This is a genomic window from Sphingomonas sp. Leaf257 (genome assembly GCF_001422185.1).
Classification (GTDB): domain Bacteria; phylum Pseudomonadota; class Alphaproteobacteria; order Sphingomonadales; family Sphingomonadaceae; genus Sphingomonas; species Sphingomonas yabuuchiae.
Genome location: NZ_LMMH01000013.1, coordinates 1 through 15,830, shown reverse-complemented (window position 1 = coordinate 15,830; position 15,830 = coordinate 1). Strand labels below are relative to the sequence as shown.

Below are 15,830 nucleotides of genomic sequence, written 5' to 3'. Positions count from 1 at the left end.
GGCGCGTCACAGATAAATGAACTGACGGTAGAGGCCGTCCAGCTCGCCCCGGATCGTCTCGGCCCGATCCTCTTGGCCGTGATCCACCGCCGCGAGCAGCGCCTGTTCCTTCTCCGTGATCCGGTCGCAAAGCTCGTACAGGTTCTCGCAGAAGGCTTCCGAATGGACCGACGGCTCTTGCCCGTAGGGCTGCGCCGACGCCAGGCCGCGAACCGACGAGAGCGGTGTGACGTCGTTCTCCTCGTTGAAGGCGATCTGGCGCTGTCGCCGGCTCTCGGTCTCATCGATCGCGGCCCGCATCGCCGGCGTCACCATATCGGCGTAGAGGACAGCGGTGCCGTTCACATTGCGCGCGACGCGGCCGATCATCTGGATCAGCGCCTGGGCCGAGCGCAGGAAGCCCGCGCGGTCTGCATCGAAGATCGCAATCAGCGACGCTTCTGGGATGTCGAGCCCTTCGCGCAGCAAACTGATCCCGATCAGCACGTCGAACTCGCCCACGCGCAGGCCCTCGATGATCGCGACCCTATCCTCGACCTTGATGTCAGAGTGCATGTAACGCGCGCGAATGCCTTCGCTTTCGAGGAAAGCGTGCAGCTCCTCGGTCGCAACCTTGGTCAGCGTCGTAACCAGCACGCGCTCATCGCGCTGCGTGCGCTGCGCGATCTCGCGTAGCAAATCGTCACGCGCGCCTTGGGACGGGCGGACTTCCACCTTCGGATCGAGCAGGCCGGTCGGCCGCACGATCTGTTCAACCACCCTGCCTTGCGAGGCCTTTACCTCATAAGCGCCGGGGGTGGCGGACACGAAGATCGTCTGCGGCTTGACCTGTTCGAACTCGTGGAAGCTCAGGGGGTGGCTGTCCTTCGAAGACGGCAGGCGGAAGCCATAATCGATCAGCGTATCCTTGCGGGCCTGGTCGCCCCGGAACATCGCCGAGATCTGTGGGATCATCACATGCGATTCGTCGACGAACAGCAGCCCGTCCTTGGGCAGATAGTCGAGCAGGGTTATGGGCGGGAGCGCAGGGTCACGACCGCTCAGATAGCAGGCGTAATTTTCCATGCCCGAGCAATATCCGACCTCGCGCAACATCTCGGCATCGTTGGTGATGCGATCATAGAGGCGCGCCGCTTCCGTCAGGCGGTTTTCGCTGGTCAGCCGTTCGACCTGCGTTTCCAACTCTTCGAGGATCGCCGTGGCGGCCTTGCGGGCCTGATCTGCGGTCGCCGCCAGAACAGTCTTGGGCGAGACAAGATAGTGATCGGCGCTTTCCATCGGCTTGCCGGTCGCCGCATCGAACCATTGGAGCGACGCGATCACGCCGTTTGCCAAACCGACGCGCAGCGCCTTATATTCCGAATCCGCCGGGTAAATCTCAACAGCGTCGCCATCAGCGCGATAAGTGCCGCGCTTCAGCTTATGCTCGGCCCGATCATATTGCAGGCGCGCCAGGCTGCGGAAAAGCTCTTCCTGTCCCAACCGCGCGCCCTCGGTCAGCGGAACCTGGAGCGCGCGATAATTGTCGGGATCGCCCATGCCGTAGATCGACGATACCGAGGCGACGACGATCGTATCGCGGCGCTCGATCAGCGATTTTGTCGTCGACAGGCGCAACCGTTCCAGATGCTCGTTGATCGAGGAATCCTTCGGAATGAACTCATCGCGGCCCGGCAGATACACTTCCGGTTGGAAATAGTCGTAATAGGAGACGAAATACTCCACGGCGTTTTCAGGGAAAAATCGCCGCATCTCGTCATAGAGCTGCGATGTCAGCGTCTTGTTGGGGGCAAGGATCAAGGTGGGGCGCTTCAGACGATGGATGATGTTCGCCATCGTGAAGGTCTTGCCCGAGCCCGTGATGCCCTTGAGGGTCTGGTGATGTGCCCCCTCTTCGACGCCGGCGATCAGGCGCGCGATCGCTTCGGGCTGATCGCCTGCCGGCGTGTATTGCGAGTGCAGTATGAAAACATCGGTCGACACTGGAAATCCTCCTGCCGGTTTCGCCCCCGGCGCGCGCTAGACGCACGGAGGCGATAAAGGGATCATATCTGCTTTTTTGCGGGCGGCGGTCCATGGTCGCTGTGCGCGTTCCTGATCTGTCGAACGGTCCACCAGACACCAAGGACGGCAAGGGGAACCAGAGCGGCGATCACCAGCTCGGGCGCCACCATGTCGTGAATCCCCGGTATGCCCTTGATGAGATAGGAGAGCAGGCCGATCACATAATAGGAGATCGCCGCGACAGACAGGCCTTCCACGGTCTGTTGAAGCTGCAATTGCAGCTTCGCCCGATTGTCCATCGAGGCCAGCAGATCGCTGTTCTGGCGTTCGAGTTGCACATCGATCCACGACCGCAGCAGCGTGGTCGCGCGCGCCAGCTTGTCGGAGAGATTGGCTTGCCGTTCCTCGATCACGCGACAGGTCCGCATGGCGGGCGCGATCCTGCGATGGAGGAAGTTGCGCCAGCGATAGCAGCCCGGGACGAAGGTTTCGCCGAGCGCTGCAAGCCGCTCCTCGACGATTTCATAATAGGCACGGCTCGCACCGAAGCGGTAGAGGCTGGACGCCGTGTCCGCCTCCAGCTCGGCCGAAAGGTCGGTCAGCCGGGAAAGTAGCCCCTCGCTGTCGCGGCGTGCAGATTTGCGCATCTCGTTGGTGATGGCGGCAAGGCGCTTCTCTATGCTGCGCAGATGCGGCCCCAGCGATTGGGTCAGTGGGATGCCGAGCAGGGCCAGCGTCCGATAGGTCTCGATTTCGAGGAGCCGCTGTGCCAGCGCGCCAAGCCGGATCGGCGTCAAACCGCGATCGAGGATGAGGATGCGGGTTAGCCCATCGGCGTCCTGACGGAAATCGGTGACGATATCGGCCATGCCATCCTCGACGAGCGAATGACACCGGCTGATCGGGTCGAAGCGATCGATATAGGTCGCGGTCTCTTCGGTCCACGTAACAACGTCCAGGCGGACGCCGCAAATGACCGGCCCGGGCGGCGTAAAGCCGTGCTTGAACGGATCTTCACCCGCCAGCTCCCCGGTGCCCGGATCGAGGGGCGCACTCCACAAGTAGGTCGAGAACTCGGTGTGCTTCTCACAGTGCAATTTACCCTGATCCCAGGTCAGGCCATGAAGAGGTGTGTCCTGATCCGGCAGCGGGGCGCCCATCCGGCTCGATATTTCCGCGAGGGTCGCCTTGTCCTTCGTCAGATTGCCCTCGTTCATGAAGGCGAGCTGCACCAGGGCACGCGGCGCATCTATCAGCAAATAAGGGCGCGCATGAACCTCGTCGATGGCAACCCGCCTATTCTCATAGGTGGGCATTCCATAGACAGTTGAACCGCTGTTCTCGGCGCTGCCCTCTTCACTCAATCGCCTTCCCTCCCCTTGTCATGGTCCTGCCCGGCATCGTGCTGAGCGAGATCGCTGTAAGTAATCAGACGCGAGCCACGATATCCTATGCCGTGGGTCCACATCCAGCTTAGTGCAACACTCATCCGATTTTGCGTCCCGATCAGGAAGTAGATGTGGATCAGTTTCCACATCCACCACGCCAGAACACCGCGCAATTTGAACCCGCCCATATCGACGACCGCAAGGCTGCGGCCGATCGTCGCCAGATTGCCTTGATGCCGGTAACGGAACGGTTCCGAAGCATTCTGCCCCTTAAAGCGCTGGCGGATCAGCCGGGCCACATATTGTCCGGCCTGCTTTGCAGCCGGCGCGAGACCGGGCACCGGCTTGCCGTCATACCCGTTCGAGGCTGCGGTATCGCCGATCACGAAAATGTCGGGGTGTCCTGGCACTGTCAGGTCCGGCCCGACGACCACGCGGCCCGCGCGATCGGCTTCAGCGTTCAGCCAGCGCGCGGCGGGCGAGGCCTGAACGCCTGCTGCCCACAAAATCGTTTCAGCGGGAATAGGCACACCGTCGACCACGACCCCATGCTCGGAACATTCCGTGACCGGCTTGCCGAGCTTGATTTCGACACCGAGCTTTTCAAGCGCCTGAGCGGTATAGGCCGACAGATCTTCCGGGAAGACCTGCAGGAGCCGCTGCCCGGCTTCGACCAGCACCACCCGCGTCGCGCGCGGATCGATCGACCGGAAATCGCGCACCAGTGTCAGACGGGCAAGCTCCGCGATCGTGCCGGCCAGTTCGACGCCGGTAGGCCCGCCGCCGATGATAACGAAGGTCTGCAAGGCCGCACGGCGCGCGGGATCGCTCTCGCGCTCGGCTTCTTCGAACGCGACGAGAAGGCGCCGGCGAATGGTGGTCGCATCTTCGAGCGATTTGAGGCCCGGAGCATAAGGCTCCCATTGGTCATGCCCGAAATAGGAATGCCGCGCGCCCGTCGCGATGACGAGTGTGTCATAGCCAAGCGTCGAGCCGTCTTCGAGAACGACGCGCCGGTTGCCCGTGTCCACGCCTTCGACCTCACCGAGCAGAGTCCGAACGTCCTTGCGCTTGGCGAAGAGCGAGCGGATCGGCCAGGCGATCTCCGATGGCGACAGCGACGCGCCCGCGACCTGATAGAGCAGCGGCTGAAAAAGATGGTGGTTGCGGCGATCGACAAGGGTGATGTCAACGCCGCTCCCCGCGAGCCGCTGGACGGTTTCGAGGCCGCCGAAGCCCGCGCCCACGACCACCACGCGATGGCGACCGGAGGCGGGGTCATTGCTGGACGCGATTTCGCGCATGGCCGAGGATGCCGCCGCGCTCATTGGAACAGCGCCTTGGCATGATGGCCGATATGCTCGCCGATGAAGCTAGCGATGAAATAATAGCTGTGATCGTAGCCGGGTCGCAGGTTGAGGATCAGCGGGTGCCCCGCAGCCTCGCAGGCCGCCTTCAGCAGATCCGGGCGCAGCTCGCGATCCAGAAACTCATCATCCATGCCCTGATCGACGAGCAACGGCAGGCGCTCGCTGGCGGACTTGATGAGTTCGATGGTGTCGTAATGCTTCCACCCGGCGCGATCGTCTCCGAGATAGGCCGTCAGAGCGCGCTCGCCCCAAGGCACCTGGCTCGGCGCGACGATCGGCGAAAAGGCCGATACGCTGCGATAGCGCCCCGGATTGCGCAGAGCGGCAACGAGTGCGCCGTGCCCGCCCATCGAATGACCGGCAATCGCCCGGCGATCATCGGCCGGAAATGTGGCTTCGATCAGCGCCGGCAATTCCTCGACGACATAATCGTACATGCGGTAGTGGGCAGCCCAAGGTTCCTCAGTCGCGTTGACGTAGAAGCCGGCGCCCTGTCCCAGATCATAGCTGGGATCGTCGGCCACGCCTTCGCCTCGCGGGCTCGTGTCCGGCGCGACGAGGATGATCCCGTGCTCGGCAGCGAAACGCTGCGCGACAGCCTTCGTAATGAAATTCTGTTCGGTGCAAGTCAGGCCGGACAGCCAATACAGCACCGGCACGCGACCGTCCTTCACCTGGGGAGGCAGATAGACGCCGACCTTCATCGGGCAACCCAGGCTGATCGAGTCATGCTGATAGACGTCCTGCCAACCGCCGAAGCTGGCGTGATGTTCGACACGTTCCATTTTTGTTTCCTTGCTTCGACGGTTGGTGGACGGTGTGGTGATAGGCGCCCTTTTCCTGGCTGTGGTGCGGGGGGAAGCGCCGGCGCCTGTTCCAGCGCCGGCGACAGCCAGTCATAGGGTTGCCGGTATCGCCCTCACCTTCCGGCTTTAGATGAAGGTGTACGAGCAGACCTTGTTGCCCGCCGGATCGCGCAGATAGGCCGCATAGGCACCCGGCAGGTGGCCCCGCGGGCCGGGCTGGCCCTCGTCGGTGCCACCAGCGGCGAGGCCGGCCGCGTGGAAAGCGTCCACTTCGGCGGGCGTCGCGGCGGCGAAGCCGACCGTCACGCCGTTGCTGGAGGGCGCTTCGCCATTGCCGGGACGGGCAATGATGAAAGCAGGCTTTTCGCGGCCGTAGAGCACCCAACCATTGCCGAAGGGGCCGAGGTTCTTGACGCCCAGGGCGCCCAGAGCGGCGTCGTAGAACGCTGCCGACTGCTCGACATCGGCCGCGCCGATGAAGACGTGCGAGAACACGCCGTTGCCGGAGATAACGGGATCAGCCATGATATTCTTCCTTGAGGTTAACTATTGAAATTGAAGGTTAGAGTTGAGGGATCAGTAGTGGATCACGGTGCGGATCGACTTGCCTTCGTGCATCAGATCGAAGGCTTCGTTGATCTCATCGAGACCCATGGTGTGGGTGACGAAGGGCGCCAGATCGATTTCACCCTTCATGGCGTCCTCGACCATGCCGGGAAGCTGGGTCCGTCCCTTGACACCGCCAAAGGCCGACCCCTTCCAGACCCGGCCCGTGACGAGCTGGAACGGACGGGTGGAGATTTCCTGGCCCGCGCCAGCGACGCCGATGACGATCGACTGGCCCCAGCCACGATGCGCGGATTCCAGCGCGGCCCGCATGACATGGACGTTACCGATGCACTCGAACGTGTGGTCGATGCCCCACCCGGTCATCTCGATCAGCACTTGCTGGATCGGCTTGTCATAGTCCTTGGGGTTGATGCAGTCGGTCGCGCCGAACTGACGCGCCAGCTCGAACTTCGTCGGGTTGGTGTCGATCGCGATGATGCGTCCTGCCTTGGCCTGACGCGCGCCCTGGATCGCGGCGAGACCGATGCCGCCCAGACCGAACACGGCAACCGAGTCACCCGGCTGCACCTTGGCGGTGTTGTGGACCGCGCCGATGCCGGTGGTGACGCCGCAGCCCAGAAGGCAGACATGCTCGGGGTTCGCTTCGGGGTTGATCTTGGCGAGCGAGACTTCGGCGACGACGGTGTATTCGCTGAACGTCGAGCAGCCCATATAGTGATAGAGGGGCTGGCCGTTGTAGGAGAAGCGCGTGGTGCCGTCGGGCATCAGGCCCTTGCCCTGCGTTTCGCGAACCGCGACGCACAGGTTGGTCTTGCCGGACAGGCAGAACTCGCACTTGCCGCACTCGGCGGTGTAGAGCGGAATGACGTGATCGCCCGGCTTGACGCTGGTGACGCCCTCGCCGACCTCGACGACGATGCCCGCGCCCTCATGGCCGAGAACGACCGGGAAAATGCCCTCCGGATCGTTGCCGGACAGCGTGAAAGCGTCGGTGTGGCATACCCCGGTATGCGTGACTTTGATGAGCACTTCACCTTTCTGGGGCGGTGCGACATCGATCTCGACGATTTCGAGCGGCTTGCCTGCCTCGAAGGCTACGGCGGCGCGAGATTTCATGTTTGGATCTCCCTCTTTTCTAGAACCGGACCGCCGGTTGCGAGTCCCCGTTTCGATATCTCGATTCGGAGCCAAGCATACTGGCTGGGAGTATGTATAAGATACTCCTAGCCAGTATGCAAGAGGGATAATGTCTGAGGGTGGTGAAAGCGCCCGACAGGGCGTTACGGCTTCGGAAAAGCGCAGCGCCATGGCTGATGCTGCGTTCCAGAAGGGGGCGGCTTGCCGATCCGGGGGGGTGTTAGATCGACAAGCCGGAAGGGGGTGTGCGTGCGGCAAGCAGTCCGCCCCCAACGGCTCAGAATGCCCCCCGACATGACCGGGGGGCATTCCGGGTTAGATGGTCAGGCCGCCACAGAGCCGTGCGGATCGATGACGTACTTGAACGCCGATCCGTCATCGAACTCCTTGTAGGCCGCCGGCGCGTCCTCCAGCTTGATGATCTTCGTGTTCATCATCGGAGTCAGATAGGGCATCCGATCGTTCAGGATGGCCCGCATGAGGGCGTGGTTGTAATTGGCCGTCGGCGACTGGCCTGCCGACATCCGCGGCGACTTGATCCAGCCACTGGCCCAATCGACTTCCATGCTGCCCTTCTTGTTGTCCCGATTCTTGGAGATCGGATTGGGGCAATATACGCCGACCGTGCTGGTCATCCCGCCGAAGCGGACATATTTCAGCAGGGCGTTGGTGACGGCGTTCTCGACGATCTGGTCGGACTCCGCCCCGAACCCGCGACAGTCGAGGCCCACATAGTCGATGACGCGATCGGCCTCGCGCTTGCCGGTGATCCGCTCCAGATGATCTTCGATCGGAATGCCGTCCGACAGGTTGATGGTCTCGACGCCGTGCGGCTTGAGCAGATCGAGCCGCTCCTGAATGAAGTCGGCGACGATGATGGCGCCGGCACCGAGGAGCTTCGCACAGGCGGCGCCCGCGCGGCCGACAGGCCCCGCGCCGAAGATCAGCACATTCTCGCCGACGATATAGGCCGGTTGCGCCGGCCAGTCGGGAGCGGCGAACCCGTGGAACGCGGTCGGCAACACGTCCGAAAGGAGCGTCAGATCACGGATCTTCGCCATGGCCGCGTCCTTGTCGGGGAAAGCCAGCAGATTGAAGTCTGCATAGGGCACGAACAGGTAATCCCCCTGCCCCCCGGTCCATCCACCCAGGTTAAAGCCATAGGCGCCGCAGTCGACTTCGGGGTTGGTGTGCTCGCACACGTCCGAGCGCATGTGCTTGCAGTTGTAGCAGCGTCCGCAGCCGACGTTAAAGGGAACGGACACGATATCGCCGACCTTGATATATTCGACGTCGGAGCCGACCTCGATCACCTCGCCGGTCATTTCGTGGCCCATCGTCATCCCCTTGGGGACTTCAAACGAACCTCGGTAGATGTGAAGGTCGCTGCCGCAGATGTTCGTGGTGACGATCTTGAGAATGGCGCCGTGGGGAGCTTTTTTGCCCTGTGGAGTAATCAGCTCCGGGAATTTGAAGGTGTTGACCTTCATTTCCATCGGTTTCTCGAAGGTTACGATCCGGTTGCCTGTAGCCATCAGATATCTCCTGCGTTTTTTCACGCCCCCCCAAGTATTGACGAGAGTAGGACTTGACACGGATCAACATGCCGCACCGAATTAATTCAGCGCAGCATAGTAGTGTCGTTGCCAGTCTCATCATTACCGTCTTGGCAGAATGGCGGCGCTTCTCCTTCGGAGCAAACTCGAAGATTCTATCCCAAGATCGGAAATTCCTATGACCAAGCTACAGGAGAATGACTGCCGCAATGCAACAAGATGATATATCATATTCCATTGCAGCAAGCATAATGTTTCTGGAAGACAAGGCGCAGTTGAAGTCTATCAGGGTGACGCCCTATGCGCCCGTTCTCTGGACTTGAGTTGTGTTGGCGCAATGGTGCCGGTCTCTCTATCATCCTCTGACAGAAAGGAGTTCTTATGAAACGCGCTATTGTAACAGGAGGATCGGGGCTAATCGGTCAGGCTATATGTTCCGCCTTATTGGATGAAGGTTGGGAGGTGGCATCCTTCGATTTGAAGGAAGGAGCGATCGGTCAACAGATCCATTGCGATCTTGCCAGCGAAGAGTCCGTAGCCGAGGCTTTTCGTGCCCTTGGCTGGGATCGACTGGACTTGCTCGTCAACAATGGTGGGCTTGTTTACGACACATTCATGCAGCTCGGTGACACCTCGCTCGACCAGTGGAACAGCACCATTGGCAGCCATCTGACCGGGGCCTTTCTGATGTCGCGAGCGGCATTGCCCCTGCTCACCGATGGCAGTTCGATTGTCATGATGGCTTCCACCCGCGCGTTGATGTCCCAAGGCATCGACTTTGCCTATGCCGCTGCGAAAGGTGGCATGGTGGCACTCGCGCAGGCGCTGGCGGTGCAACTTGGCGCCAAAATCCGGGTCAATACAATCGCACCTGGTTGGATCACCAATGACACGAATCTGCGCGCCGAGGACGAGGCGCAGCATCCGGTTGGCCGGGTCGGTCGCCCCCAGGACATTGCCGAGGCCGTGCTATATCTGGCGTCCGCCGGCTTTGTTACCGGGCAAACGCTTGTGGTCGACGGCGGGATGACCAAGAAAATGATCTACGTCGAATAGTGGGTCGCGCGACCGTTCATGCTGCGATAGCACGGCATGAACGGTCAGCCCCCTTCGGGTTGGAACTGGCGGTACAGGTCCAGAGCGGCCTCTATCGAGGCCATTGTCTCGGGTGCGCGGACTATTTCGAACAGCGCGGCTGTGGGTGTCGATTTCACCCCATTTCTGGGCATGGCCAATCCAACAGCGGCATCTGCGCCCTCACCTGCGACTTCAACCGCCCGAATGTCGGAAATCCGAGCAAAATAGGTTGCGAGAGATTGCGGAAGGACGGTGGCATATCGCCCACTTGCGATATGGGCAGCGAGAACATCGACATTGTTGGTCCTGATCGACTTTGCGGCACGGTGCCCGAGTCTAGAACGCGCGGCTTTGGGTAGCGCGCAGTCCAAGATGCACAAAGGCAGCTCGGCGACATGATCCCATGAAACCTGTCGCGGGAGCGGGTCGCCGGATGCCTGGAAAACGACGATCCGCTCCCGGTAGAGAAGGTGCGTGTCAAAGTCCTCCTCAGATATGTCTTCGAGATAGACCAGCGCCATGTCCATTTCATGCGTCAGCAAGGCTTTGGTCAGCGACGAGGTTTGCGCTGTGCAAATGCACTGTTCGAGGAGCGGCATCCTTTCAGCGAGGGCAAGGCTGAGGATCGATGCCATGATCGACGTGGCCGACAGCACGCCCAGGCGAATTTGACCTTCCAGCCCACGTTTCTGGGCCGAAAGGTCGCGCTCCAGCCCCTCGCAGTTGCTCTCGATCTTCTTCGCCCAGGCCAGCACAGTCTCACCTTCCGATGTGAGTCCGTCATAACGCCGGCCATGCCGCACGATCTCCACACCCAAGTCCTGTTCGAGCTGCTTGATGCCGGCGGAAAGCGTGGGCTGCGACACGTTGCAGCTCTTGGCTGCCCTACCGAAATGGCCTTCCTGATCGAGCGCAATCAGATATCCGAAATTCTTGACGATCATAACGTGTTCTCATCCAGTTGCGATTTTCCAGTGGAACCACAAATTGCAGTCCCGCAATCAAGTTATGATGCCGGTGGCACGCGAAGCTGAATGAAAATACCAAAGCATGGAACTGGAAAAATGTAGATACGCCGCTTAGGGCGATCTATGAAAATACCAACCCATAAGTCGTACCACGCGAAAATTGGGCGCACCGTCATTATATTGCCGATCGGTAAAAAATTGTTCTTATAAATCTATATACAGGTACTGCGGTTTCTAAGACCTACTTAAGATAGGTTCGCAATATCCGCATTATACCCTCCATGTCGTCGTCGAATGGGCTGGCTCCATTTTCCCCATGCGCGCCGTTGGCGGGGCCGAAGGTCTCACGGAGATGGCCTTCCATCACTTCTGCCATCAACCCGTTGGTGGCGCCCCGCATCGCCACAATCTGTTGGAGCAAAGGGGCGCAATCCGTTCCGGCCTCGATCGCGCGTTCAAGCGCTTCCGCCTGCCCCTTGATGCGACGCAGGCGTGTTATGGCCCGCTTCTTCTCTTCTGGTGAATGTGGCATCGCGCTTTCCTGACTGTTGATATGCACATACTATACAGGGGGGGAGTTTCAACCCTATCCTGTGCCTTGCGCCGCGCTGACACCTCAAATTTCGGCCGAAGCGAGCCTGAACCTTCCCCTACGCCTCCAGAAACATCGAACGCCAGACCTGGGTTCCTACCCCCTTGATACTGGTGGGGAGTATGATATATTGCCGGCCCGATCGGATCGCTGCACCAAAGGAAATGGCGCGCGTCCGGCCCCCAAGCCCTGTGTTCGAATCGCAAAGCCTCTGCAGAGGACAATCGGACGAACATCGGCGGGACAAAACAGGGAGGAATGTTGGTGATTGAGAATCTCGATCCGGTAATCCTGGCCCGGGCGCAATTCGCGTTCACGGTCTCATTCCACTTCATCTTCCCGGCCTTCTCCATCGGCACGGCAAGCTATCTCATGGTGCTTGAAGGGTTGTGGTTGAAGACCGGCAGCGGTGTGTATGCGAACCTCTATCGCTACTGGCTCAAGATCTTCGCCGTCGCGTTCGGCATGGGTGTGGTCTCGGGCGTGGTGATGTCCTACCAGTTCGGGACGAACTGGTCGGTATTTTCGGCCAAGGCCGGTCCGGTCATCGGCCCGCTCATGGCCTATGAGGTTCTGACCGCGTTCTTCCTTGAAGCCGGTTTCCTTGGCGTGATGCTGTTCGGCATCAACAAGGTAGGCAGGGGCCCGCATTTTTTCGCGACCTGCATGGTCGCCGTCGGGACGCTCATCTCGGCGACCTGGATCATTTCCGTGAATAGCTGGATGCAGACGCCGGCAGGCTATGCGATCAATGCCAAGGGCCAGTTCGTGCCCGCAGGTTCGTGGCTTCCGATCATCTTCAACGCGAGCTTTCCCTATCGCCTCGTCCATACCGTCATCGGCGCCTACCTGACCACGGCAATGGTCGTCGGGGCCGTAGGAGCATGGCACCTTCTGCGCGACCGCGCGAATCCCGGCGCGCGCAAGATGTTCTCCATGGCGATGTGGATGGCGGCGCTTGTGGCGCCGATCCAGATTCTCGCGGGCGATCAGCACGGCCTCAACACGCTTGAGCATCAGCCGACAAAAGTTCTCGCGATGGAAGGTCATTATGAGGCCAGCCCCGAGGGCGCTTCGCTCATCCTTTTCGGCCTCCCGAGCAACAAGGATGCGGTGGTCCACGGCAAGATCGAAATCCCCTATCTGGGATCGCTGATCCTCAAGCACGATCCCAAAGCGCCCCTCCCCGGCCTCAACGACTTCCCGCGCGATCGCTGGCCGCCCACGCCGATCGTCTTCTGGTCGTTTCGGATCATGGTGGCGATGGGCCTCGCCATGCTTGGGTTGGGCCTCTGGAGCCTGCTCGCCCGCTGGCGCGGCAAGCTCTATGACTGGCGCTGGCTGCACCGCGCCGCTCTCGCGCTTGGTCCGTCAGGCTTTGTCGCGGTCATAGCAGGATGGGTGACGACGGAAGTAGGCCGACAGCCCTTCACCGTATACGGCCTGCTGCGAACCGCGGAGTCCCACTCCCCCCTGGCCGCTCCGGCTGTCGCGGCGTCCCTCGTCGCTTTCATCCTCGTCTATTTCGGCGCGTTCGGGGCCGGCACCTATTATTTGCTCCGGATGATGGCAAAGCCGCCCGCAGCCGGTGAACCGGAACCGTCCAAGGTGCCGCAACGCGCGGCGGGCATCACGCCGGCAAGCGGCGTCGTGGCATCAACCGGACGGGAGGCATGAACGTGGAGCACCTCGATCTCACCATAATCTGGGCCGGTATCATCGGCTTTGCTGTCTTCGCCTATGTCGTGATGGACGGGTTCGATCTGGGGATCGGCATCCTCTTTCCGAACCTTTCGGTCGGAGGAGAGCGCGATCAGGCAATGAACTCGATCGCGCCGGTCTGGGATGGCAATGAAACATGGCTCGTGCTGGGCGGAGGCGGTCTCTTCGCGGCCTTTCCTCTTGCCTACGCCATCATCCTTCCCGCGACCTACCCGCTCATCATCGCGATGTTGCTCGGTCTCGTGTTTCGCGGGGTCGCATTCGAGTTTCGCTGGCGAGATCCGCGCCATCGTCCCTTCTGGGATGTCGCCTTCAGCTTTGGGTCCGTTCTCGCGGCGTTCTCGCAGGGGATCACGCTGGGCGCGATCCTGCAAGGCGTGCGGGTCGAGGCCGATGCCTATGCAGGGGGATGGCTGGATTGGTTGAGCGCGTTCAGCCTCTTGACCGGCGCGGCAGTCGTGATCGGATATGCGCTTCTAGGCGCGGCCTGGCTGGTCTGGAAAACCGAAGGGCCGGGCCAGGAACGCGCCCGTCGACTGGCATTTTGGCTCGGCGGGGCGACGCTACTCGCGCTTTTCGCCGTCAGTGCGGCGACGCCGTTCCTGACCTATGACTATTGGCGACGCTGGTTTGCGATGCCCGGCGTGCTTCTCACCGCGCAGGTTCCTCTGCTGGTGGCGATCTGCGCTGCAACCTTCTTCTGGAGCCTGAAGCGCGGCGCGGAGCGCCTGCCCTTCATTATGGCGCTTGGCCTGTTCTTTCTCGGTTTCGTTGGGCTGGGGATCAGTATCTACCCCTATGTTGTTCCCCGCGCCGTCACGATCTGGGATGCAGCCGCTCCCCCGCAAAGCCAGCTCTTCATGCTGGCGGGTGCGGCCGTCATCATTCCGATCATTCTCGGCTATACCGCGTGGGCCTATTGGGTGTTCCGCGGTAAGGTCGGCACGCATGGGTATCATTGATGGACGAGCCTAAACCTCTCGGTCGACGGCTCGCCTGGATGGTCTTAATCTGGGCGGCCAGCGTTTTGGCGCTGGGGGCTGTCGCGCAGGTCATTCGCTTCATCCTCAAACCCTGACGGCAGCTCGTTTCGACGAGCTGCCGATGGAAATGCTGGCAAACAGGCGAAGGACATTCCACGGAATATGATCGTTCGATCGCAACCGAGCTTCCAAGATATCATTTTCACCGTGCATGGCTCGATCCTGCCGCGCATCGCACGGAGGCTGGCGGCGATCGCGGTCGTCAGTGTGATCGCCATCCTGGCCGCCCAAGCCCATCCCGGCATTTTCGCGCGGATTTCGACGATCCCTTTCACCCTGATCGGTATCGCGCTCTCGATCTTCATGAGCTTCCGCAACAATGCCTGCTATGCGCGATGGTGGGAGGGGCGGCAGCTTTGGGGCGAGCTAATTATCTCGGCCCGTTCGTTCGCGCGCGAGACATCGCTTCTCCCTGACGAGGATCGGCGCGCGTTGCTCCATAGCATATGTGGCTTTGCCTGCGGCCTCACCGCACGCCTTCGCGGCGAGGATGAAATCGCCGCCATTGCGCCGTGGGTCGATATCGGCCCGGCGACAAAGAGCCCGAACGTCACGAACCTCGTGCTCGATCGTATGGGGCGCAGGCTGCTCGAGCTAAAGCAGACTGGCGTCATTACGCCGATTCACTATGCCGTCGTGGCAGAAGACATGCGATCCTTCGGCAAGGTTCAGGGCGCTTGTGAGCGGATATCCACGACGCCCGTGCCGTTCGCCTATTCTCTGCTGCTCCATCGCACCGCACTTATCTTTTGCGTGATGCTTCCCTTCGCGCTCGCAGGATCACTCGACTGGTGGACGCTCCTGCCGGTGCTCCTCACCGCCTATACCTTTTTCGGCCTCGATGCGCTGGGTCACGAGCTGGAAGACCCGTTCGGCGTCGAGCCAAACTGTCTGCCGCTGTATGCGATGAAGCGGACAATCGAGCGGGATATGTTGTCGCTGCTTGGCGAAGAGGATCTACCCCCGCCACTGGAACCCCATAAATCTGTCCTGAGCTAAATTTGCACACTCCTTGATACTGGTAGGGAGTACCCTATATTCGGGTGCTGTGCTGGATAGTCGCGTGCTTGGCCCATGCGCCCCCGACTATCTGACCCCCAAGGTCAAAATCGAGGAGCTTGTGGCGATGGCAAATGGATGGGCACCCGATAGTGCGGTGCAGGACCAGATTGATGCAACGATCATGGACGCGGTTTTCGCCGCCCGATCGCGTCTGCCTTCCGGCGAGGGTAGCACCGACTGCGAGGTGTGCGGCGACGAAATCCCGGCGAAACGCCGCACGGCCATACCCGGCGTAAGAACCTGTGTCGCCTGTCAAAGCGAACGCGATAAGCGCCCGACCTTCACCGGCATCAATCGCCGGGGCAGCAAGGACAGCCAGTTGCGCTAATTGCGCTAGGGGGCGGCCAACCACGTTATTCGAGCGCCGCTTTAGCGGCGCTTGGGATGAAGGGGGCGCCGCCCCCCTCTGGACAAGGGCTGGACCGTCTCCGCGCGGGCGCGCTCCGCTTGGCGATCGGGGCGGTCTCCCCACCCTTCCGCGCCTGCGGCTTGTGCAGGGCGGGCGATCCCCCTCCCCCCCGATCGGCCCCATTTG

General features: G+C 61.2%; 15 protein-coding genes. 6 read left to right on the top strand and 9 right to left on the bottom strand.

What is annotated here, in order from left to right; all coding sequences use genetic code 11:
* Window positions 1–6 precede the first annotated feature (6 nt).
* From uvrB to ASF14_RS09780, 7 genes are all read right to left on the bottom strand, one after another.
* A complete protein-coding gene (gene uvrB / locus ASF14_RS09810) occupies window positions 7–1,983 on the bottom strand; it encodes an excinuclease ABC subunit UvrB (RefSeq protein WP_017980845.1) in 1,977 nt (658 codons plus the stop codon).
* 62 nt (window positions 1,984–2,045) lie between these two features.
* Window positions 2,046–3,368: a DUF3422 family protein gene (locus tag ASF14_RS09805; RefSeq protein ID WP_021233328.1), complete on the bottom strand. Its 1,323-nt coding sequence runs from the start codon at window positions 3,366–3,368 to the stop codon at window positions 2,046–2,048.
* Complete coding sequence (locus ASF14_RS09800; protein WP_017980843.1) at window positions 3,365–4,720, bottom strand: NAD(P)/FAD-dependent oxidoreductase; 1,356 nt, start codon at window positions 4,718–4,720, stop codon at window positions 3,365–3,367. The genes ASF14_RS09805 and ASF14_RS09800 overlap by 4 nt, the downstream gene beginning before the upstream one ends.
* Window positions 4,717–5,547 carry an S-formylglutathione hydrolase gene (gene fghA / locus ASF14_RS09795; RefSeq protein ID WP_017980842.1) on the bottom strand — a complete coding sequence of 277 codons (831 nt, stop codon included), beginning with the start codon at window positions 5,545–5,547 and terminating at the stop codon, window positions 4,717–4,719. Before fghA ends, ASF14_RS09800 begins: the two co-directional genes overlap by 4 nt.
* A 147-nt stretch (window positions 5,548–5,694) precedes the next feature.
* Window positions 5,695–6,093: a VOC family protein gene (locus tag ASF14_RS09790; RefSeq protein ID WP_017980841.1), complete on the bottom strand. Its 399-nt coding sequence runs from the start codon at window positions 6,091–6,093 to the stop codon at window positions 5,695–5,697.
* A gap of 51 nt (window positions 6,094–6,144) precedes the next feature.
* Window positions 6,145–7,254 (bottom strand): S-(hydroxymethyl)glutathione dehydrogenase/class III alcohol dehydrogenase, encoded by a 1,110-nt coding sequence (locus ASF14_RS09785; RefSeq protein ID WP_017980840.1) that lies wholly within the window; start codon window positions 7,252–7,254, stop codon window positions 6,145–6,147.
* Between the two features lie 344 nt (window positions 7,255–7,598).
* Entirely contained in the window at window positions 7,599–8,810 is a 1,212-nt protein-coding gene (locus tag ASF14_RS09780; protein WP_020486678.1) for a glutathione-independent formaldehyde dehydrogenase, read from the bottom strand.
* 402 nt (window positions 8,811–9,212) lie between these two features.
* Here ASF14_RS09780 and ASF14_RS09775 point away from each other — a divergent pair, with 402 nt between their 5' ends.
* A complete protein-coding gene (locus tag ASF14_RS09775; protein WP_024310570.1) occupies window positions 9,213–9,887 on the top strand; it encodes an SDR family NAD(P)-dependent oxidoreductase in 675 nt (224 codons plus the stop codon).
* A gap of 44 nt (window positions 9,888–9,931) precedes the next feature.
* On the opposite strand, the gene ASF14_RS09770 is transcribed toward ASF14_RS09775, so the two are convergent.
* Entirely contained in the window at window positions 9,932–10,852 is a 921-nt protein-coding gene (locus ASF14_RS09770; protein ID WP_017980837.1) for a LysR family transcriptional regulator, read from the bottom strand.
* Between the two features lie 265 nt (window positions 10,853–11,117).
* The gene (locus ASF14_RS09765; protein WP_018250480.1) at window positions 11,118–11,435 is read right to left on the bottom strand and encodes a metal-sensing transcriptional repressor; all 318 of its coding nucleotides are present in this window, start codon (window positions 11,433–11,435) and stop codon (window positions 11,118–11,120) included.
* A 297-nt stretch (window positions 11,436–11,732) separates the two neighbouring features.
* On the opposite strand from ASF14_RS09765, the gene ASF14_RS09760 reads away from it, so the two are divergent.
* The 5 genes from ASF14_RS09760 (at window position 11,733) to ASF14_RS09745 (ending at window position 15,623) form a co-directional block, all read left to right on the top strand.
* Window positions 11,733–13,145, top strand: coding sequence for a cytochrome ubiquinol oxidase subunit I (locus tag ASF14_RS09760; RefSeq protein WP_169863546.1), 1,413 nt, complete (start codon window positions 11,733–11,735; stop codon window positions 13,143–13,145).
* Entirely contained in the window at window positions 13,142–14,152 is a 1,011-nt protein-coding gene (gene cydB, locus ASF14_RS09755; protein ID WP_017980834.1) for a cytochrome d ubiquinol oxidase subunit II, read from the top strand. The genes ASF14_RS09760 and cydB overlap by 4 nt, the downstream gene beginning before the upstream one ends.
* The gene (locus ASF14_RS20775; protein WP_017980833.1) at window positions 14,152–14,268 is read left to right on the top strand and encodes a DUF2474 domain-containing protein; all 117 of its coding nucleotides are present in this window, start codon (window positions 14,152–14,154) and stop codon (window positions 14,266–14,268) included. The genes cydB and ASF14_RS20775 overlap by 1 nt, the downstream gene beginning before the upstream one ends.
* A gap of 67 nt (window positions 14,269–14,335) precedes the next feature.
* Window positions 14,336–15,232: a bestrophin family protein gene (locus ASF14_RS09750; protein WP_017980832.1), complete on the top strand. Its 897-nt coding sequence runs from the start codon at window positions 14,336–14,338 to the stop codon at window positions 15,230–15,232.
* Between the two features lie 127 nt (window positions 15,233–15,359).
* Window positions 15,360–15,623: a DksA/TraR family C4-type zinc finger protein gene (locus ASF14_RS09745; RefSeq protein ID WP_024310576.1), complete on the top strand. Its 264-nt coding sequence runs from the start codon at window positions 15,360–15,362 to the stop codon at window positions 15,621–15,623.
* Window positions 15,624–15,830: the final 207 nt, after the last annotated feature.